Raw genomic sequence first — 20,198 nt, 5'->3', positions numbered from 1 at the left:
GGTCATGTCCAGTGATCCGGATCGGATCCGGCGGGAGATCGAGACCACCCGCACAGAGTTGAGCTATGACGTCGACGCACTGACCGACAAGGTCAACCCGCGTCGGATCGCCGGTGACCGCGTCGGGCAGGCCCGCGGCGCGTTCACCCGAGCGAAGGAGAAGGTGATGGGCAGCTCGAGTCACATGGGGCAAGAGGCCAGCCAGCGGATGTCGCACATGGCCGGCTCGGTTCGCGACGAGACCCGGTCGCTCGGGCACCAGTCCCGGGAGGCCATGGGATCGGTGCGGGACGAGGCGCGCTCGCTCGGGCACCAGTCCCGCGAGCAGGCCCAGGGCAATCCGGTGGCCGCTGGTTTGGTCGCCTTCGGCGTCGGTCTGCTGGCCGCCTCGCTGATCCCGCCGAGCGGGCGCGAGCGGCACCTCGCCGGGCGAGCGCGGACCATGGTGAGTGAGCACTCTGATCAGCTGCGCGAGCAGGCGAGTCAGGTCGGCCACCAGATGCAGGACAACCTGCGGGAGCCCGCGCAGCAGGCGGCCCAGTCAGTGCGGTCCACCGCCCAGCAGGGGGTGTCCGCAGTCCGCGATCAGGGCCGTTCGGCCGCCGGGCAGGTGCAGGGGGAGACGCATGCGGCCGCCGACGACCTTCGGCAGCGCTGACCCGATCGGCGCGTCGGGGCCGGGGCGGGTGATGCGGGTTCGCTCCGCGTCTGCGCCGGCCCCGGCCCGGCCGGTCAACGAGGACCTGGTCTTCCGGTTCGGTCCGCTGGTCGGCGTCCTGGACGGCGCGACAGTGCCGGACGGTTTCGACACCGGCTGCGTGCACGGGCCCGAGTGGTACGTCCGGCACCTGGCCGCCCGGATCGGTGTCGCGGAAGCGGTCCGCCCGGCGGCCCGGCTGACCAGCAACCTGGCCGCGGCCATCCTCGCGGTACGCGCCGACCACGGCGGGCAGTGCGACCTCGACCATCCGGGCACCCCGTCCAGCACGGTCTGCCTGCTGCGTGACTGCGGCGACCAGGTGGACTACCTGGTGCTCTGCGACAGCCCACTGGTCCTGGACACCGGCGGCCAGGTCAGCGTCGTGACCGACAACCGGCTGGACACGGCCATGGCGGAGCTGCGGGAGACGGTCGCGGCCGTACCGGGTGGCGGGGCGGACCCGGTCACCCGGTTCCGGCACGCCGTGAGCGTCCAGCGGGAGCGGATGAACCGCACCCACGGCTACTGGGTCGCTGCGGCCGACCCCGACGCGGCCTTCCACGCGGTGACCGGGACCCTGCCACGGCACGGCCCGGCGGCGCTACGCCGGGCGGCGCTGCTCAGCGACGGCGCGTCCAGCGCGGTCGAGCAGTTCGGGTTGACCGACTGGGCCGGTCTGCTGGACCTGCTGAGCACCGACGGGCCGGGCGGGTTGATCGACCGGGTCCGGGCCGCCGAGCGCGACCACCCCGACCGGCTGCGCCGGCACAAGCCCACCGACGACGCCTCGGTGGTGTTCTGCGAGTTCGAGTAGGCGGATCAGGAATTTTCTACCCCGACGGGTGACAACGGAGCGTGAGGAGGAACACCGAAGCCGCCCGACCGGCCGGTACGACTGACCGGACCGCCACTGGATGTCCAATGGGGTGGACTTCGAGCATTGAGGCCGGCAGACTGCGGCACGTGGCGGGTGCGGTCCGGCTGGAGCCGGTGGACGAGCAGAACCTGGAGCCGTTGCTCTCCGTAGCGGCTGCTGAGGCCGAGCCGGATGACGTGATGCCTCCGGTCGAGGCGCCCGCAGGTTGGTCGCTCGCCCGTCGGGAGGCGTTCCGCGACTTTCACCGAGCGAGTTTCGGTGGCCTGGACGGCCCGACCGGTTCGCAGATGTACGCGATCCTCGTCGGCGGCGAGGTCATGGGCATGGTCCGGATGACGCGCTGTGACGAGCCCGGCACGGTGGAGACCGGCATGTGGCTCGGGCGCTCGGCCCGGGGCCAGGGGATCGGCGTCGTCGCCCTGCGCGAGCTGCTGAACGCGGCTGCGCGGGCCGGCATGCGGGCCGTCGTGGCGGAGACGACCCGGGACAATTTCGGCGCGGTCGCCGTACTCGAGAAATGCGGCGCGAAACTGCGCGAGGCCGGCGGAAAGGTGCGCGCCGAGATCTGCCTCGATTCGACGCCGCCCGCGCTCTGAGCCCCCGCCGGTCGACGGCGACCGGGTTGGTCGGCGGCGACCGTGGGGGCCACCGCCGACCGCCTGGATCAGGCTGGCACGCGGACGATGTCGTAGTCGGTGTTGGGGGCCGACTCGACGTCCAACCGGCCGTTGACCACGTACACGCCGAGCCGAGCAGGTCACCGGTGGCCGGCGACCGCAGTTGCGGGCCGGTGATCTCCCGCTGGACCACCCCGGCGGTGTAACCGACGTTCATCCGGACCACGGCGATGACGTTGGTCAGGTTGCGGATCACGTAGAGGGTGCGCCCCCGCAGCACCAGCCCGTCGGCCCGTTCCACCGAGTAGCCACCGAGGTCGACGAGGCGGCTGCCGCCGGTACGCGGGTCGACCCGGACGAGCTGGCCGCTGAGCATCTGCGCGACCAGCAGATCCCCGTCCGGCAGCGCCACGATCCCGTTGTGGTGCACATCCGGCGTCGCGGCCGGTGCGTAAGTCCCCCCGCCACACCGCTCCGTCCAAGATAGATCCCACGTACACGGTCGTCCCGCGACCGATCGTCAGCCCTTCGGGGGTGAATCCGTTCGGCAGGGCGATCCGGCCGGGAATGGTTTCGCCGGATGGGGTCGCCGGTGCACCGACCGTGACCAGGGTCGCCGCCGCCACCAGGGGGGCGAGGAGGAGGGAGGACAACGTGCGCAAGGAACACCGCCTGACGTCGGAGTGAACAAGTCCACTGAGGAAAGTGACGTCAAAGGAACGCCCGGGTGTGGGGAAAGGTTGTCCTGCTCTGATCACTCCCGGTTGGCGGCGTACGCGGCCAGCCAGGCGACCTGGGCCGGGTCCAGTGACGGGCGTACCCGTGCTCGCGCGGCCGCGACGTGTTCGGCGGTCACCGTGGCGGCGGCGAGCGACTCACGCATCGCGGCCAGCGCCGCCTCCCGGACCAGCGCCGCGCAGTCCGCCGCGGAGAAGCCGGTCAGTTCGTCGCCGAGGGCGGCCAGGTCGACGTCCGGGGCCAGTGGCACCTGTCGGGACGCGGCGCGGAGGATCTCCGAGCGGGCCGGCCCGTCCGGCGGCGGCACGTAGACCAGCCGCCCCAACCGGCCCGGGCGCAGCAGCGCCGGGTCGACCAGGTCCGGCCGGTTCGTCGCGCCGATCACCACCACGTTGCGCAGCGTCTCCACCCCGTCCAGTTCGGTGAGCAGTGCGGCGACCACCCGGTCCGTGGTGCCACCGTCGGTGGCCTGGCCGCGTACCGGGGCCAACGCGTCCACCTCGTCCAGGAAGATCAGGGTGGGAGCCGCCTCCCGAGCACGGCGGAACAGCTCCCGGACCGCGCGCTCGCTCTCCCCGACCCATTTCGAGAGCAGCTCCGCTCCCTTCACCGACAGCACGTTGGCTCGCCCCGACCCGGCCAGCGCGGTCACCAGATAGGTCTTGCCGCAGCCGGGCGGCCCGTAGAGCAGCACGCCGCGCGGCGGCTGCACCCCGAGCCGGGCGAACGTGTCCGGGTAGGTCAACGGCCACAGCACCGACTCGGTCAAGGTCTGCTTGACCTCGTCCAGGCCACCCACGTCGTCGAGGGTCACCGAGGCCAGATCCAGGGTGGACGCCGCCATCGTGGTCGGCCGGACCACCTCCAGGGCAGCGGTGAAGTCGGCCATCGACACCGTCGGCGTCTCGGCGGACTTCTGCCGCAGCGCCGCGCGTACCCCGGCCTCCCGGACCAGCGCGGCCAGGTCCGCCGCGACGAAGCCGGGGGTACGGGCGGCCACCTCGTCCAGCCGGACGTCGTCGGCCAGCGGCACCTGCCGGGTCAGCACGGTGAGTTGCTCGCGGCGCAGCGCCTGATCGGGGAGCGGGATGCTGATCCGCAGCGACAGCAGGTCGGGCGCGCGCAGTGCGGGATCGGCCGCCTCCGGTCGGCTGGTGGTGCAGACCACGGCGACGCCGGCTCGAATGCACTCGGTGAGCACCTGGCGGAACACCGTCGCCACCGGGCCGGGGCTCTCCGCCGGTGCGAGGGCCTCGACGTCGCTGACCAGCAGGACCGCCGGCCCGCCGTCCCGGGCCGCCGCCGCCGCGCCGCGCAACCGGTCGGCTGCGGCCTGGTTGGTCAACGCGGCCACCTCGGGCGCCCAGAGGGGATGGACGCGGGCACCGACCCGGGCGGCAACGGCCCGGACCAGCGCCGACTTCCCCGAACCCGCCGGGCCGACGAGCAGCACGCCCAACGAGATGGTGGTGCCCAGCCGGCCCAGCACCTCGCGGTGGTGGAAGCCGAGGTCGAGCAGTTCGGTCAGCTCCTCGGCCTGGGCCCGCAGACCGGGCAGCTCGTCCACGTCCGGCGCGTCGTCCGGCACGTCGGCCGCCGGGGCCGCGTCGGCCGTCCCGCGCGGCCGGCCCGGCGCGGTGTCGACCGGGGTGGGCCCGCCGTGGGTGGTCGCGCCATGCTCCCAGGCGATCACCGTGTTCATGGTGACCAGAGCCCCGGCCGACGGTTCGATCTCGACCACGCTGAGCAGGGTGCTGGTCCAGGCGAAGCCGACCGTGTTGGCCAGGCTGCGTCGAGCCGCCTCGACCAGGCTGCGCACCGACGCGTCCGGCAGCACGTCCTGCGGCAGCAGCGACACGTCGTCGCCCGCGGTGAGCACCTTGCCCAGCAGGGCGAGCCGGAGCATCTCCGGGCTGACCGCCGCGACCACCTCCACCGGGCCGGCCAGGACGACCCGGTCCGCCGGGGTCAGCGGCATCGGAGTGACCCGCACCTGACCGCCGTCGCGCAGGCCCAGGTTGCCCAGGATCAGGTCGTCGGCGTACAGCAGGGCGCTGCTAGCGCCCGGCGCAGCCGCCGCCACGATCCCGGCCGTCTCCCGACGGCCGGCAAGCCGGACCGGGTCGCCGGGGCGCAGCCCGAGCGCGGTCAGCGCCTCCGGGTGCAGCCGGACGATGCCCCGTCGGGCGTCCAGCGCGGCCGGCCGAAGGCTCGCCGTCAAGGTCAGGTCGGGTTGCGCCACCGCCCGACCGTAGCCGCCGACGGCCAACCTTGCCGGTCAGCGCCGCGGATCCAGCTCGTCCAACAGCGACGGGTCCCGGCGGATCAGCTCGGCCAGCCGTGCCGCCGGGTCCGGGGTCAACCCGTTCGGGCCGGGTGCCCAGGCGGGAACCGTCCGGCCGGAGAGCGGCCAGGTCGGCGGAGGTGTCACCGGGGCCACCGGCGGTGTCACCGGTGCTGCCGGGGGCACCGGCCCGACCGTGACGTCCGGCCCGTCCCAGGAAACCCGCAACGGGTACGTCCGCCCGGCGTGCTCCACGTGCACGGTCACCGCCAGTCCCGGGTGGGCACCGACGATCTGACGCACCGCCTCGGCCACCTCCTCGACCGGCCCCCAACCGGCCACGTCGGCCGAGGGGTCCACCCCCGCGTGGCGGGGACCGTGCCCGCCCGGCACCGCGTCGCGGGCGTCGCCGCGCGCGAGCTCGGGCTGACCCGAGTGCGGTGTGGTGTCGGCACGGTCGTTGACCCGTCGGCGTTGCGCCTCCTCGCGCCGGGCCAGTCGGGCCAGCGTCTCGTCCAGGTCACCCCTCACCACAGAACTCCTTCCCGCCACGGCCGGAGCCGGTCAGCTCAGGCCCTCCGGTCCCGCGTAGCCCGGTCCCGCGCACGGTCCAGGACGACCAGCAGGGCATCCCGTACCGAGAGCCGGTCCCGGGCATCGAACTGCACCAGGGGAACGTGGTCGCCGATGGCCAGCGCCCACCGGATCTCGCCGAGTTCCAGGGCCAGCCGCCCGTCGAAGGCGTTCACCCCGACCACGAACGGCAACCCGGCCCGCTCGAAGAAGTCGATCGCCGGGAAGCAGTCGTCCAGCCGGGCGCTGTCCACCACCACCAGGGCGCCGAGCGCACCCCGGGCAAGGTCGTCCCACATGAAGCCGAACCGGGACTGCCCCGGCGTGCCGAACAGGTAGAGCTTGAGGCTGCGGTCGATGGTCACGCAGCCGAAGTCCATGGCCACCGTGGTGGTGGTCTTGGAGGATCGGGCACCCGGGTCGTCCACGCCGATCCCGGCGGTGGTCATCTCGGCCTCGGTGGTCAGGGGCGCGATCTCCGAGATCGCGCCCACGGTGGTCGTCTTGCCCACCCCGAAGCCGCCGGCAACCAGGATCTTGACCGGGACCGGCGGCGCGGCGGGTCTTCCGACCGGCGGCGATGACGCCCGCGTACCGGACGGGGGCTGATACGGCGGCGGCGGTGCGCTCGACGGCTGCTCGGCCCGCCCGACGATCGGCCCGGTGCCCGGTGACATGCCGTACCGGGCGGCGGCGCTGTTCGCGGCGACCCCGCCGAGCGGGGCGACCGGCCATTCAGGAGATCGCACGGAGTCCATCAATCACTCGCAGGATGAGGTTGGGGTCGAGAGCGTCGTCGGTGTCGGTGACGTGCACGTCCAGGTGCCCGGCCGCCCGGAGGTCACCGACCAGGACCCGCGTCACGCCGAAGTGCAGCCGGGTCCGGGCCGAGATCTCGGCCACCGAGATCGGCTCGGCGCAGAGCGCGATGATCGCCTGGATCTCCGGTGCCATCAGGACCCCGGGAGGGCTGCTCCACCAGCCGCTGTCCGGGCGGACGGTCACCTGCGTCTCCAGCCCGATCGCCGGGTCGGCACCCGCCACCCGCCCGGAGGTGAGCACGAATGGACGGGGACCGGCCGGCCCACCGCCCCCCTCCTCCGGCTCGGGCAGCGCCGGTGCCGCGACGCCGTCCCCGGCCGGGGACGGCGCGCGCAGGTACGGGCGGATCCGGACCCGGGGGTCCGGGTCCGGATCCTCGCCGGCGACCTCGGGGGTCATTGTTGGACGGCGTTCTTCAACTCGACGATCAACCGCGGGGTCAGGGCGCCACCGGCCCGCCCGGCGAAGAGCGTCATCTCGTACGCGACGGTGCCCAGGTTGGCCGACCGGTCCGCGACGACCCCGAGCACGGAACCGCTACTGATCGCGCTGATCAGCAGGTAGCCGTCGGCCATGTCGACGATCACCCGGTTCAGGCCGCCGAGCGCGTACCAACTGGCCGCCCCACCGGCGAGGCTGGTCATTCCGGAGACCACGGCGGCCAACCGCTCGGCGTTGGACCGATCCTTGATCGCCGACATGGCCATCAGCAGGCCGTCCGAGGAGACCGCGATCGCCTCCAGGACCCCGGCGGTGCTGGAGGTGAAGGAGTCCAGCAGCCAGTTGAACGTACGAGCCTCCGGGCTGAGGTCCCCGATGGCGGCGGTCGGGCTCTGGTCGACGTTGTCGTGCAGGAAGGGGCTGGTCACCGTGATGATCCCTCTTCGTTCCGGTGGTCTGGGCTGACTTCGCGGAGAGCACGGGCGACGCCCTCCTCGAACTCGCTGATCTGATCTCGGACCTCGGCCGGGTCACCGAGGTGGGTACTGGGCGGCTGGCAGGCCGGGATGGCGGTCAGGTTCGCCCCCGGCACCCGCCGGCTCAGCCGGGCCCGACCCGACGTGCCATCCGACGGTCCCGCGTTGTCCGTCACCGTCGGGCCGGCGCCACCCGGTGTGCTCGGCAGGTCGACGGTCACGCTCGGGTCCGCCATGGTCGACCGGACACCGGACGCGGCCTCGGCCCGGCGTACCCCGGCCTGGAAGGCCTCGACCAGGGCGCGGGCTGCGTTGGGGTCCGCGCCGGTGGCGTCCACCGGCCGGGTCGGCGCGGCGGTGGCGTGCAGGCTGGCCCCGGGCACCCGCTGCCGGACCCGCGGCCCGGCCGGCGTGCCCGACGGCTCCGGCGCCTGGGGTGTGGGAGCGACCTGCTCCGTCTGGCCGGGGCCGAACGCGTTCCAGGACGGGCCGGCCTCCAGGCTGCGGGTGGCTCGGCTGAGCAGGTCCGAGTCGAAGCGGGCCGGCGCGGCGCCGGCCGCCGCGAGGGTCCGCGCGTCGTGGTCGTCGTCCGCCGCGGTGGCCGTACGTCGGTCCCGTGCCGGCACGGCGGCCCGGGCCACGGCGGCCCCGGCCCGGTCGGCGCGGCGCAGCACCAGTGACGCCGACGGGATCTCCAGGTGTGCGGTCACCCCACCGCCGCCGGTGGCGGCCAGGCCCACCTCCCAGCCGTGGCGACGGGCCAACCGGCCCACCACGAACAGGCCCAGCACCTCGGTCGGTGCCAGGTCGAGCCGTTCCCGGCGGGTGAGCCGGGCGTTCTCCTCGGCCAGCCGTTGCTCGCCCATGCCGATGCCGTGGTCCACCACAGTGATCCGGGCGCCGAGGCCGGACGCCTCGGCGGCAACCAGCACCCGCGTGTGCGGCGGAGAGAAGACTGTGGCGTTCTCCATCAGCTCGGCCAGCGCCAGGATGAGGTCACCGACCACCGCCGGCGCGGCCGAGATGCCCGCGGGCACCCGCACCTCCACCCGGGTGTAGTCCTCGATCTCGCCCAGCGCCAACCGGACGACGTCGGCCAGCGGCACCGGCGCGGTGTGCGCGTCGGCCCCGGCCGCGCCGGAGAGCACCACGAGGCTGCCGGCGTTGCGCCGCAGTCGGCTGGAGATGTGGTCGAGGCGGTACAGGTGCTCCAGCCGGCCCGGGTCGGCCTCCTGCTGCTCCAGCCGGTCGATCAGGGCGATCTGCCGGCCCACCAGGTTCTGGGTGCGCCGCCCGACGTGACCGAACATCTGCGCCACGTTGCGTCGGCCGGCGACCTGCCGCTCGACCAGCCGCGCGGCGGTGGTCTGCACCCGGTCGAAGGCCCGCGCCAGGTCGCCGATCTCGTCGTTGGCCCGGACGTCCACCGGCTCCAGCCGGACCGGTTGTGGGCTCTCCGTCTCGTCGTCGGTGACCCGGACCAGTTCGGCCTCGGCGACCCGGGCGACGCGGTCGGCCGAGCGGGTGAGGCGGGTCAACGGTCGGGCCACGGTCCGTGCGACCGCCGCACTGAGCATCACCACCAGCGTCAGGATCAGCGCCGCCGCGGCACCGACCAGGTACGCGGCGGTCAGCGCCCGCCGCTGCTCGGCGGTCACCTCGGTGAGCACGTCGGCGACCAGTTTCTTCTCGACGAACTGACCGAGTCGGATCATCGTGCGGACGGCCGGGAAGAGCGCCTCGATCGGCACGTCGCGGACTGCGCCGGCCGGGTCCCGGGCGCTGGTGACCAGGAAGTCGGGGCTGGTACGCGCGGCCACCGCCGCGTCGTTGAGCTGCGCCACCGCGAGCTGCTCGGGCGTGATCAGGGCGCGGAAGCGCCGACTGTCGACCTGGAGCGCGGCGATGCACGCCACGTAGGCGGCGCTGGTGTCCGGGCTGCCGATGACCTTGACCAGCACGCTCAGGGTGGCGCAGGCGCCCAGGCCCTCGTCGGCGCGGAGCAGCCCGTCGAGGGCGAGCACCTGACGGCCCGCCTGCGTTTCGGTGTCCACACCGAACGCCAGCCGCAGGGAGTCGATCATGCCCACGTTGACCGGACCGAACGCGTCCATCACCTGCCCGGGGTTCGCGGCCCGGGCCAGCACGGCCGTGCGCAGGTCGCTGAGGCTGGACACACCGTCCAGGGCGCGGTCGACGCGGTCGGTCAGCGCGTCGTTCCCGTCGGCCCGCAGGTCGGCCGCCCGGTCGTCCACGTCGGCGGACTTGCGGATCAGCTCACTCCGGTCGACCCGGCCGAGCAGGAAACCGACGGAGAGGATGCGTTCCTGCTGGAGGTCCTGGACCAGGCTGCCGACGCGACTGGCGAGTCGTACCCGGTCGGCGGTGTCGCCGGCCCGCTGTGCCGCGGCCACCCGGTCGAGCATCACGGGCACGGCCAGGCCGACCATGCTGAGCAGCGGGATCACCACGAGCAGCGCGAGCTTGCCGCGGATGCGGAGCCTACCGAGCAGCATCGAACGCCCCCCACTGCGCGGTCTCCGGCTCCCGGAGCGCGCCGGTCGGTTGCAGCTCTCGTGGGTCGGCGGCGGCCGGTTGCCAGGGGTCTCCCCGGGACGGGGTGTCGGGGGCTTCCGACTGGGTCGCAGCCAGGGTGGCCCGGCGTCGGGCCCGGCGACCGGCGCCGATCAGCAGTGCGGCGAGCCAGCCCAGCAACAGCACGGCGACGACCCCGGCGGCGATGGTCAGCCAGCGGTCCCGGTCCAGCCCGTCGATGCGCTCGACCAGCAGGGCGTCCAGTTCGGCGAGGATGACCGGCTGGAGTTGGCGCGCCGCGCGGTGCGTGTTGAGCCCGGCGGCTGCCAACTGACCCTGGTCCACGCCTCCGGCGCCGGGGGTGGAGAACGCGGCCAGCGCCTCCACCGAACGCTGGTAGGTGTCGAGCGGGGTCAGCACGTTGGCGCCGAGATCGGTGCTCTCCGAGCCGTCGACGGCGGAGCGCAGGTTGTCCACGACGTCGTTGGCCGGCGCCAGGGCGGTCACCCGCAGGCCGGTCAGCTCCATCAGGCCACGGGGTTGCTCGACGGCGGGCCGGCGGGAGATCAGCGTGCCCAGGTCGGCGAGCCGGCCGGCGGCCACCACCGCCTCGGGCAGCTCCTCGCCGGCGCTGTCCTGGAGGAAGAAGGAGTCCGTTGCGGGGTCGCGTACCAGGCCGGAGCTTTCCCGGACCTTGCGGTGCAGGGCCAGCAGCAGGTCGGCCGCCTCGCCGTACGCGGTGTAGGCGGACTCCGGGTCGGCGGGGCTGCGGCCGCGCAGCGCCTCAAGCTTTGCGCGTACCCCGGCCCAGCGCTCCTGGCTGAGCAGCTCGACGCCGATGCGGGCGTCCACAGCGGCGGCCTTCTCGACCGCCTGGTCCAACGCCTCCCGGGCGACGGGGCGACCGTTGACCGCGGCCGACTGGGCCTCGACCAGGGCATCGGTGACCCCGGCCAGGGCGCCGAGGTACTGCACACCGAGTCGTTCGCGGGCGGCCAGGGTCCGGTCGTCGCTGGTCTGCCGCCAGGCAGACGTGACGAGCAGACCCACGGGCACCAGCAGTGCCCCGACGAGCAGCAGCGGCAGCAGTCGGCCCAGCGTGGACGGCCGTCGACGGGCCCGCGGCGCGGGGACTGTCATGTGTGTCTCCTCCGGCGGGGAAGCGCGAGTTGGCGCGGTCTCGGGTCAGCCGATAAGTCCCGTGCACCGGACCGGAAAACTAATCGAAACCCCCACCGGTCAGACCTCGGTCGGCGAGTCAGGTTCGCGTCACTTCGAGCAATGTCAGCATTTGTCCGCGCCTCCAGCCCACTTTGTTTCGTCGATGGGTGTGACATGGAGGGATCGAGGTGGATATCCGGCATAGATCGGAATTCACGGAATCCGAAGTCAACTCACTGTGCCGCGTCGGACGTTGCGCGCTCGCACCCCTCTCGACACCGATCGGGGCAACCGGACGGACGTACGGCGGATCTCAGCCAACGCTCAGGCTGCGGGCCGTACCGTGTGCCGCATGACATCGCCGTCGCCGGCCGCGTGGTTCCGGCGTGCCCTGCCCACCCGCCGTCGCGCGATCGCCGCAGCGGCGGTCGTCGTGCTGCTGGCCGCCGCCGTGACCTGGGCGGTGTGGCCGCAGGGGCCGGGCGTACGCACCGAAAGCGCGATGCTCACCGTCCGCTCCGGACCGTCCGGCGACCAGCCGGTGGATCTGGACACGACCTTCTACCTGCCGGACGACGCGTCGTCCGGGCGGAAGGTGCCGGCGGTGCTGCTGGCACACGGGTTCGGCGGCACGAAGGAGTCGGTGCGCTCCGACGCGGAGGAGTTCGCCGGTCGCGGCTACGCGGTGCTCACCTGGACGGCCCGGGGCTTCGGTCGCAGCGGCGGTGAGATCCACCTGGACAGCCCCGACTACGAGGTGCGCGACGCTCAGCGGCTGCTGGACTGGTTGGCCGCTCGGCCGGAGGTGCGCACCAACGCCGCCGGTGACCCGCAGGTCGGTGTGGTCGGCGGCTCGTACGGCGGCGGGTTGGCACTGCTGCTGGCCGCCCAGGACAGTCGGGTCGACGCGATCGTCCCCATGATCACCTGGAACGACCTGTCCCGCGCCTTTCTGCCGGAGAGCACCGGCGGAGCGCCGACCGAGGGCGTGTTCAAGAAGGGCTGGGCCGGTCTGTTCTTCGGTGGCGGCGGCAACGTGGGTTCCGGGCCGGCAGGGCTCTCCGGTGCGACCGCCGCCCAGCCGCAGGGAGCCCCGGAGTCGGCAGGTCCGCCCAGTCCCGGGCCGGGCGCTGGCCCGGGCACCGGTCCCGGTGGTGCCCCGGCCGGTGCCGCCGACCCGTCCTGCGGAAGGTTCGCCGCCGACGTGTGCGCCGCGTACCTGCGGATCGCCACCACCGGTCAGGCCGACCAGGCCGCCGTTGACCTGCTGCGCCGCTCCAGCCCGGCGGGTGTCCTGGACCGGATCAAGGCGCCCACCCTGCTGGTGCAGGGTGAGGCGGACACCCTCTTCCCGCTCGGTGAGGCCGACGCGAACGCGCGCGGCATCGCCGCCGCCGGCACCCCGGTGCGGGTCGCCTGGTTCACCGGCGGGCACGACGGTGGCAGTGGACCCCGCTCGGACGAAGACCGGGTGAAGTTCCTGACCGTCCAGTGGCTCGACCACTACGTCAAGGGCGAGGGCGACGCGCCCGGCGACGACTTCACCTGGTCGCGGATCGCCGGCTTCGACGCGCTCGACCGGGGTCTGGTCGCCACCGGCTTCCGCCGCGCCGACTACCCGGGCCTGACCGGCAACTCCCGCCGGGAGATCCCGGTCGCCGGCCCGGCCCAGCCGATCGCCAACCCGCCCAACGGCAACCCAGCCGCGATCTCCTCGATCCCGTTCGCCGGCGGGCTCGCCTCGCTGCTGGACGGCGTGGCCGGTGACGTGCCCGGCCAGCACGCCCGCTTCGAGTCGGCGCCGCTGACCGAGGCGGTGGACGTGGCCGGTGCGCCGACCGTCACCGTGCGGGCCGCGTCGCCCACCGGCGAGGCGGTGCTGTTCGTCAAGCTCTACGACGTCGACCCGGACGGCGCGGCCACCCTGCCGAACGGGCTGGTCGCCCCGATCCGGCTCACCGGCCTGCCGCAGCAGGTGCAGGACGCCCGCCCGGTCACCGTGACGCTGCCCGGGATCGTCCGACGGGTGGAGGCCGGCCACCGGCTGCGCCTCGTCGTGGCCACCTCCGACCAGGCGTACACCACGCCCGCCCAGCCCACCGTCTACACGGTGGCGGTGGACGGCGCTGTCACCCTGCCCACGGTCAGCGGCGAGCCGATCCCCACCGCCGCGACGCTCTGGCGCTGGGTGCTCGCCGGCCTGCTCGCCGCCATCGCCGTCGGGCTCGTCGTGGTCGTCGCCGTGGTCCGCCGCCGGCACCGTCGCCAGGACCGCTCGGTGCACCCGGAGTACGCGGACACCCCGCTGGCCGTGCGCGCACTGCGCAAGGAGTACGCGGACGGCTTCGTCGCGGTGTCGAACGTGGACTTCGAGGTGCACCCGGGTCAGGTGGTGGGTCTGCTCGGGCCGAACGGCGCCGGCAAGACCACCACCCTGCGGGTGCTGATGGGGCTGACCCAGCCGACCGCCGGGGAGATCTACGTCTTCGGTCGCCGGTTGGTGCCCGGCTCGCCGGTGCTGTCCCGGATCGGCGCGCTGGTGGAGGGCCCCGGCTTCCTGCCGCACCTGTCGGGTCTGGACAACCTCAAGGCGTACTGGCGGGCCACCGGACGGCCGTGGGAGGACGCGCAGTTCGACGCGGCGCTGGAGATCGCCGGGCTGGGCGACTCGGTGCACCGGAAGATCAAGAACTACAGCCACGGGATGCGTCAGCGCCTCGCCATCGCCCAGGCCATGCTCGGTCTTCCCGAGCTGCTGGTGTTGGACGAGCCGACCGACGGGCTCGACCCGCCGCAGATCGCCGAGATGCGCCGGGTGCTCCAGCGCTACGCCACGGACGGGCGCGCGGTGCTGGTCTCCAGCCACCTGCTGGCCGAGGTGGAGCAGACCTGCACGCACGCGGTGGTGGTCAACAAGGGCCGGATCGTGGCGTCCGGGCCGGTGGAGGAAATCGTGGGCGAATCGCCGAGCGTGCTGTTCGACGTCACCGACCCGGTGGCGGCGCGCGCGGTGCTGGACCGGCTGCACGGGGTCCGGGTCCTGCCGGAGAGCGACGGCCAGTTGGTGGTCGACACCAACGGCACGGCCCGCAGCGAGGTGGTGGCCGAGCTGGTGCGTGCCGGCATCGGAGTGGACCGGGTGGTGCCCCGGCGGCGCCTGGAGGACGCGTTCCTCGCCCTGGTGGGCGAGAACTCTCGGGGAAGCGGTGACCGGTGATGGCAGGCTCTTCCGTCGAGACGCCGCTGGGCGTGACCGACCCGGCCGGTGCGGCCCGGGGTTACCGCCCGTCGGCCACCATGCCCTTCGCGGCGGAGTTCCGGCGGCAGGCGTCCCGGCGGCGCACCCAGCTGGCGCTCGGCTTCATGGTGCTGCTGCCGCTGATCATCCTGATCGCGTTCCAGTTCGACTCGGGCGGCGACGACGACAACGGTCGCAACGAGTTCTCCAGCCTGGTCGAGCTGGCCACCTCGGGTGGCCTCAACTTCACCCTGTTCTCGATCTTCGTGTCGGCGTCGTTCCTGCTGGTGGTGGTGGTCGCGCTGTTCTGCGGCGACACCGTCGCCAGTGAGGCGAGCTGGGGCAGCCTGCGCTACCTGCTGGCGATCCCGGTGCCCCGGGCCAGGTTGCTGACGGTGAAGCTGGTGGTCGCGCTCGCGTACTCGGGGCTGGCCCTGATCCTGTTGGCCGGCACCGCGCTGCTGGCCGGGACCCTGCGCTACGGCTGGTCGCCGCTGCGCAGCACGGTCGCCGCCGAGCTGGAACCCACCGAAGGGCTGCTCCGGTTGCTGGCGGTGCTCGGCTACCTGGCGGTCGTACTCCTGGTGGTGGCCGGGCTGGCGTTCCTGCTGTCGGTGACCACGGACGCCGCGTTGGGCGCGGTGGGTGGTGCGGTGCTGCTGTGGATCCTGTCCAGCATCCTGGACCAGATCACCGCCCTGGGCGCGGTACGCGACTTCCTGCCCACCCACTTCAGCACCGCCTGGCTGGGGCTGCTCTCGACTCCCGTGCAGACCGACGACGTGGTACGCGGATGCATCTCGGCGATCAGCTACGCGACGTTGTTCTGGGGGTTGGCGTTCTGGCGCTTCACCCGCAAGGACATCACCAGCTGACGGGCCGGGCTCACAGCCGACTGTCGGGCGGGCTCACCGACGACGGCACGGCGCTCGGCACCGGCGGCGGGGCCGGGCGCGTCGGCGCCGGTGCGGACGGGTCGGCCTTCTTCCATGCGCTGACGCCGATCCGACCGGTGTTGCCCAGGTCGACCGGCCCGTCCGGGTCGACCTCGTGGGGCGGTTGGCCGGCTGCGGGTGCCACCGTCAGGAACTCGCCCGTGCTGGCCACCACTGTCGGGTCGGTGACCAGGTTGCGCCAGAGCACCACGGCGGTGGCCCGCTCGTCGGGGGCGAGGGTGACCTTGCGGGGCGGCTGGTCGAAGCCCGAGGTGATCTCCTTCGCGCCGTTGACCACGCGCAGCATAATCGGCTCGCGCTGCTCGTCGTAGACGTGCAGCACCGGGTATCCGTTGAGCTGGTAGGGGCGGTCGCCGCAGTTGACCAGCTCCAGGCCCAGGGCGCGAAGGCCCATCGCGGCGTCCGACCCGGTCGACCGGATCCGGACGCCGGACGCCGGGCACTCGGCCAGCGGGTCGGTGCTCGCGGACGGGCTCGCCGACGCACCGGGTGCGGTCGGCGGCGGGCTCGTGGGGTCCCCGGACTGGCCGCGATGGTCGCCGGGTGCGCAGGCGCCGAGCGCGAGCGCAGACGCGAACACCGCGAGCGATCGGCCGGCCCGTCGTGCTGCCATCTTGCGGGAGATCATCGACCGATCCTCGCGCACGGGAGGCCTGCCGCCGCTGCCCACCCAGCGCGCCGCTGCCCGCCGCTGCCCACCCTGCCCGTCGCGGCCGCCGCGACCCGCCGCTGCCCGCCTTGATCGACTCGGTCTCCTTGAATCCGGGGCATCCTGGCCCCAGGGATACCGCGGCTTCAAGGAAACCGAGTCGATCACCGGGATCGGCCGGCTGCCCACGTCGGGTCGGCGGGGTAGGCAGGCTGCCCACGTCGGGTCGGCGGGGTAGACAGGCTGTCCACGTCGTCGGCGGGGTGGACGGGCTGTCCACGTCGTCGGCGGGGTCGATGGGCTGTACGGCCCATCAGGCAGGCTGTACCGTCATTCGGGAGCGCTCCCATACTGCGGTTGACGCGGCACTGACGCCAATTTTCCTGCGTAACCGCAGCTCAGAGCGTCGGCACGACGCAGTCCGGCCCCGCCTGCTCGTCGCTGGCGGGCATTGCGCCGACATATTTCAACCGGGGATCTTCCCACCAGCAAGGAATTTATTAACTTCGATATAGCCATGCGTCACGATGGACGGGATCCATCCATTTTCCTCAATGGAGGTCCCATGAACGTCTCTCGGCTCGGCGGGCCGACCCTGTCCCTGTTCCGCATCGTGATCGGCCTGCTGTTCACGTTGCACGGCCTGACCTCGGTCTTCGGGTTGTTCGGCGGCAACCCGATGACCGGCAAGGCGGTACCGCTCGGCACCTGGCCGGGCTGGTGGGCCGCCCTGATCCAGTTGGTCTGCGGCGCGCTGGTGCTGGCCGGGCTCTTCACCCGACCCGCCGCTCTTCTGGCATCCGGCTCGATGGCGTACGCCTACTTCGTGGTGCACCAGCCGGATCACCTGCTGCCCATGCAGAACGGGGGCGAGCTGTCCGCTCTCTTCTGCTGGTCGTTCCTGCTGATAGCGGCCCTCGGCCCGGGTGCCTGGGCGCTCGACACGCTGCTCGCCCGGCGTCGCGCCGACTCCCCGTCGGCACCAGCGCCCGGCTCGGTGGCCGAACCCAGCTCGGTGGCCGTCTGACCGCACTCGTACCGCGCGTCGCCGGGGCCTCGACGAGGCGGCTCCGGCGGCGCGCTCGGCGACGGCGGGGGTCAGGCCGGCGGGCGAGGGCTGAGGACCGCGTCCAGGAGGCCGGGGTAGAGCTCGTTCAGCTCGTCACGCCGGAGTCGGACCAGGCGGCTGGTGCCGGCGGCGCGGGTGCGGGTGAGGCCGGCCTCGCGCAGCACCCTGAGGTGGTGGCTGCGGGTCGCCTTGGAGACGCCGAAGTCGAAGCTGCCGCAGGCCGCCTCGCCACCCTCGGCGAGCGCCCGGACGATCTGCAACCGCACGTCGTCGGCGAGTGCGGCCAGCACGGCGGTGACCGGTACGGCGGTCAGTTCGGGTTCGTGCGGCTCCATGTGAGCAGTGTAACCCTTGTTCGACAATTGTCGAACAAGCTCCTACTGTCAGTTCCGTTGGTTCGACGATACTCGAACATTGGAGCTGACGATGCGATCCCGCGCCGCCGCATACCCGCTGCTCGCCGTCCTCGCCTGGGGAGTGATGTTCCCGGTCCTGGCCACCGCGCTGACCCGGGTCGACCCGCTCAACCTGACCACCGCCCGCTACCTTCTCGCCGCCGTCATCCTGGTCGCCGTCCTCCTGCTGCGTGAGGGTGCCGGCGCACTGCGGTTGGGTGGTCGGGCGGCCGAGGTGGTGGTGCTCGGAGTGGTCGGCTTCGCCGGCTTCAACCTGCTCACCAGCCTGGCCCTCGAACACGCCGCCCCGCAGCAGGTCGCGCTCTTCGTGGCCACCACCCCGGTGATCACCCAACTGGTCCGTTGGGCCCGTGACGGCGTACGCCCGAAGCCGCTCCTGCTGGGTCTCTCCCTGGTGGCGCTCCTCGGTGTCGGCCTGGTGATCACCCGCGGGAGCCTGACCGGGCTCGGCCAGTTCGGTCTCGGTGGGCTGATGATGATCGGCGCGGTGCTCGGCTGGGGCATCTACACCCACGGTGCCAGCCGCTTCGGCGAGTGGTCGCCACTGCGCTTCACCACGCTGACCGCACTCGCCGGCACGGCCGCCATGCTGGCCGCGAGCATCGGCGCCGACGCCGTCGGCTGGCAGCACGCGCCGGCCGCCGCCGACCTCGTGGCGGTCACCCCGCAACTGGCGTACGCGGTGGTCCTGGGCGCCGTGATCGCGGTCCTGGCCTGGAACACCGGCGTGCAGCGACTCGGTGCCGCCAACGCCGCGTTGTTCATGAACCTGGTCCCGGTGACCACGTTCGCGGTGCAGATCGCCCGCGGCTACCGCCCGGAGCCCGTCGAACTGGTCGGGGCCGCCATCACGATCGCCGCCCTGGTCGCCGCGAACCTGGCCACCCGGCCCCGGACCCGCTCCGCGGCGCTGCCCCGGACCACAGCGGTCACGGACCCGGTCGCGGTGATCGACCCCGCGGCGGTGAGCGTCCGCTGACCCACTACCTGGGATCCGCCCTGGAGGCCGCGCCCGGGTTTGCCTAGACTCGACGGCACAACTGCATACCTCATCCAGAGGGGCTGAGGGATACGGCCCGACGACGCCCCGGCAACCACCCCGCGCGCTCACCGCTGAGCGACCCGCGGGGCAGGTGCCAATTCCGTCCCCGCCGCACCGTGCGATGCGGGGAAAGATGAGAGGACTCTCGACATGACGTCGACGCTCGCCGCCTCCGGCATCGACACCTCCGCCAGCCCCGCCCGCGCCCTGGTCTGTCGCGCCTGTTCGGCGCGCTACCCGCTCGCCGCCCAGCACGCCTGCTACGAGTGTTTCGGCCCGCTCGAGGTCGACTACGACACCGCCTCCCTGGCGACGGTCACCCGGGAGCAGATCGAGGCCGGGCCGAAGAACATCTGGCGGTACGCCGCACTGCTCCCCGCCGGTCAGGACCCAGCCAGCCGGGTCACCCTCGACCCAGGACTGACCCCGCTGGTGGCGGCCCCGCACCTCGCCGCCGAGCTGGGCATCACCGCGCAGCTCTGGGTCAAGGACGACAGCGCCAACCCCACCCACTCGTTCAAGGACCGGGTCGTCTCGGTGGCGCTCACCGCCGCGAAGGCGCTCGGCTTCACCCGGTTCGCCTGCGCGTCGACCGGCAACCTGGCCAACTCGGTGGCCGCGCACGCCGCCCGCGCCGGGGTGCCCTCGGTGGTCTTCATCCCCAGTGACCTGGAGCAGGGCAAGGTCATCACCACTGCCGTCTACGGGGGCGAGCTGGTCGCCATCGACGGCTCGTACGACGACGTCAACCGGCTCTGTGGCGAGCTGGTGGAGACCGACGAGTTCGAGGACACCGCGTTCGTCAACGTGAACGTCCGCCCGTACTACGCGGAGGGCTCCAAGACGCTCGGCTACGAGGTGGCCGAGCAGCTCGGTTGGCGGATCCCGGCGCAGGTGGTGATCCCGATGGCCAGCGGTGAGCTGCTCACCAAGATTGACAAGGCGTTCTCCGAGCTGGTGGAGATCGGTCTGGTCGAGGCGCCGGCCGGCGGCTGGAAGGTCTTCGGCGCGCAGTCCGCCGGTTGCAACCCGATCGCCACCGCCCTGCACGCCGACACCGACACGATCACCCCGGTCAAGCCCACCGGCATCGCCAAGTCGCTCAACATCGGCGACCCCGCCGCCGGCCTCTACGCGCTGGAGGCGGTCCGCCGCACCGGCGGCTGGATGGAGTACGCCGACGACGACGAGATCCGCGCTGGCATCCGCGATCTGGCCCGCACCACCGGCGTCTTCGCGGAGACCGCCGGTGGGGTGACAGTGGCGGTGCTGCGCAAGCTGGTCGAGTCCGGCCGACTCGACCCGACGGCGGAGACCGTGGTGTTCAACACCGGCGAGGGTCTGAAGACAATCGACGCGGTGGCCGGTCAGGTCGGGCCGACCCACCACATCAAGCCCTCGCTGCGCGCCGCCCGCGACGCCGGCCTCCTGGGCTGACCCGCCGCCCGGGCGCGTCGCTCGGTCGGTCTTCGCCGGTCGACGCCGGCCTCGGCCGGGCTTGATCCACTCGGGTTTGCGGAAGTCGGGGTGTCCGGGCCGCTTGGACACCCCGACTTCAGTGAAACCGGGTGGATCATGTGCAGGGCCGCGTCGTGCGGGCTGGT

Annotated in this window: 17 protein-coding genes and 1 riboswitch; of the genes, 8 read left to right on the top strand and 9 right to left on the bottom strand. The window is 73.0% G+C overall.

The annotated features are described in order from the left end of the window. Window positions 1-4 precede the first annotated feature (4 nt). From HNR22_RS17140 to HNR22_RS17130, 3 genes are all read left to right on the top strand, one after another. Window positions 5-658: a DUF3618 domain-containing protein gene (locus HNR22_RS17140; protein WP_179781206.1), complete on the top strand. Its 654-nt coding sequence runs from the start codon at window positions 5-7 to the stop codon at window positions 656-658. Then, window positions 627-1,514 (top strand): hypothetical protein, encoded by an 888-nt coding sequence (locus HNR22_RS17135; protein ID WP_179781205.1) that lies wholly within the window; start codon window positions 627-629, stop codon window positions 1,512-1,514. The genes HNR22_RS17140 and HNR22_RS17135 overlap by 32 nt, the downstream gene beginning before the upstream one ends. A gap of 149 nt (window positions 1,515-1,663) precedes the next feature. Further along, window positions 1,664-2,173, top strand: coding sequence for a GNAT family N-acetyltransferase (locus HNR22_RS17130; protein ID WP_179781204.1), 510 nt, complete (start codon window positions 1,664-1,666; stop codon window positions 2,171-2,173). A 775-nt stretch (window positions 2,174-2,948) separates the two neighbouring features. Here HNR22_RS17130 and HNR22_RS17125 read toward each other — a convergent pair. From HNR22_RS17125 to HNR22_RS17095, 7 genes are read right to left on the bottom strand one after another with little or no spacing between them, the layout of a single operon-like run. Then, window positions 2,949-5,174 carry an AAA family ATPase gene (locus tag HNR22_RS17125; RefSeq protein ID WP_179781203.1) on the bottom strand — a complete coding sequence of 742 codons (2,226 nt, stop codon included), beginning with the start codon at window positions 5,172-5,174 and terminating at the stop codon, window positions 2,949-2,951. A 36-nt stretch (window positions 5,175-5,210) separates the two neighbouring features. Further along, window positions 5,211-5,747 (bottom strand): hypothetical protein, encoded by a 537-nt coding sequence (locus HNR22_RS17120; RefSeq protein ID WP_179781202.1) that lies wholly within the window; start codon window positions 5,745-5,747, stop codon window positions 5,211-5,213. A gap of 38 nt (window positions 5,748-5,785) precedes the next feature. Beyond that, window positions 5,786-6,547 (bottom strand): GTP-binding protein, encoded by a 762-nt coding sequence (locus HNR22_RS17115; protein ID WP_179781201.1) that lies wholly within the window; start codon window positions 6,545-6,547, stop codon window positions 5,786-5,788. Continuing rightward, a complete protein-coding gene (locus HNR22_RS17110) occupies window positions 6,525-7,010 on the bottom strand; it encodes a DUF742 domain-containing protein (RefSeq protein WP_179781200.1) in 486 nt (161 codons plus the stop codon). The genes HNR22_RS17115 and HNR22_RS17110 overlap by 23 nt, the downstream gene beginning before the upstream one ends. Then, the gene (locus HNR22_RS17105) at window positions 7,007-7,480 is read right to left on the bottom strand and encodes a roadblock/LC7 domain-containing protein (protein ID WP_179781199.1); all 474 of its coding nucleotides are present in this window, start codon (window positions 7,478-7,480) and stop codon (window positions 7,007-7,009) included. The genes HNR22_RS17110 and HNR22_RS17105 overlap by 4 nt, the downstream gene beginning before the upstream one ends. Continuing rightward, entirely contained in the window at window positions 7,477-10,044 is a 2,568-nt protein-coding gene (locus HNR22_RS17100; protein WP_179781198.1) for a sensor histidine kinase, read from the bottom strand. Before HNR22_RS17100 ends, HNR22_RS17105 begins: the two co-directional genes overlap by 4 nt. Further along, the gene (locus HNR22_RS17095) at window positions 10,031-11,203 is read right to left on the bottom strand and encodes a hypothetical protein (RefSeq protein WP_179781197.1); all 1,173 of its coding nucleotides are present in this window, start codon (window positions 11,201-11,203) and stop codon (window positions 10,031-10,033) included. The genes HNR22_RS17100 and HNR22_RS17095 overlap by 14 nt, the downstream gene beginning before the upstream one ends. A 373-nt stretch (window positions 11,204-11,576) precedes the next feature. Between HNR22_RS17095 and HNR22_RS17090 the strand changes: the two genes are divergently transcribed. Both HNR22_RS17090 and HNR22_RS17085 read left to right on the top strand, forming a co-directional pair. Further along, window positions 11,577-14,441 (top strand): alpha/beta fold hydrolase, encoded by a 2,865-nt coding sequence (locus HNR22_RS17090; protein ID WP_179781196.1) that lies wholly within the window; start codon window positions 11,577-11,579, stop codon window positions 14,439-14,441. After that, window positions 14,441-15,337, top strand: a complete 897-nt coding sequence (locus HNR22_RS17085; protein WP_088950431.1) for an ABC transporter permease — start codon at window positions 14,441-14,443, stop codon at window positions 15,335-15,337. The genes HNR22_RS17090 and HNR22_RS17085 overlap by 1 nt, the downstream gene beginning before the upstream one ends. 10 nt (window positions 15,338-15,347) lie before the next feature. Here the strand turns inward: HNR22_RS17085 and HNR22_RS17080 are convergent, their stop codons facing one another. After that, on the bottom strand, window positions 15,348-16,046 hold the full coding sequence (locus HNR22_RS17080) for a DUF4232 domain-containing protein (RefSeq protein WP_179781195.1): 699 nt from the start codon (window positions 16,044-16,046) through the stop codon (window positions 15,348-15,350). 586 nt (window positions 16,047-16,632) lie between these two features. On the opposite strand from HNR22_RS17080, the gene HNR22_RS17075 reads away from it, so the two are divergent. After that, window positions 16,633-17,094 carry a DoxX family protein gene (locus HNR22_RS17075; RefSeq protein WP_179781194.1) on the top strand — a complete coding sequence of 154 codons (462 nt, stop codon included), beginning with the start codon at window positions 16,633-16,635 and terminating at the stop codon, window positions 17,092-17,094. Between the two features lie 71 nt (window positions 17,095-17,165). On the opposite strand, the gene HNR22_RS17070 is transcribed toward HNR22_RS17075, so the two are convergent. Then, complete coding sequence (locus tag HNR22_RS17070; protein ID WP_099848963.1) at window positions 17,166-17,471, bottom strand: ArsR/SmtB family transcription factor; 306 nt, start codon at window positions 17,469-17,471, stop codon at window positions 17,166-17,168. Window positions 17,472-17,562: 91 nt separating this feature from the next. Here HNR22_RS17070 and HNR22_RS17065 point away from each other — a divergent pair, with 91 nt between their 5' ends. Both HNR22_RS17065 and thrC read left to right on the top strand, forming a co-directional pair. Beyond that, window positions 17,563-18,531 (top strand): DMT family transporter, encoded by a 969-nt coding sequence (locus HNR22_RS17065; RefSeq protein ID WP_179781193.1) that lies wholly within the window; start codon window positions 17,563-17,565, stop codon window positions 18,529-18,531. Window positions 18,532-18,598: 67 nt separating this feature from the next. Continuing rightward, window positions 18,599-18,734, top strand: a riboswitch (SAM riboswitch). A 10-nt stretch (window positions 18,735-18,744) separates the two neighbouring features. Then, entirely contained in the window at window positions 18,745-20,031 is a 1,287-nt protein-coding gene (thrC, locus tag HNR22_RS17060) for a threonine synthase (protein WP_179781192.1), read from the top strand. Window positions 20,032-20,198: the final 167 nt, after the last annotated feature.

The sequence above is a fragment of the Micromonospora jinlongensis genome, assembly GCF_013410645.1.
GTDB lineage: Bacteria > Actinomycetota > Actinomycetes > Mycobacteriales > Micromonosporaceae > Micromonospora > Micromonospora zamorensis.
Note: the sequence above shows the minus strand (reverse complement) of the source record. Positions and strands in the feature narration are given on the sequence as shown.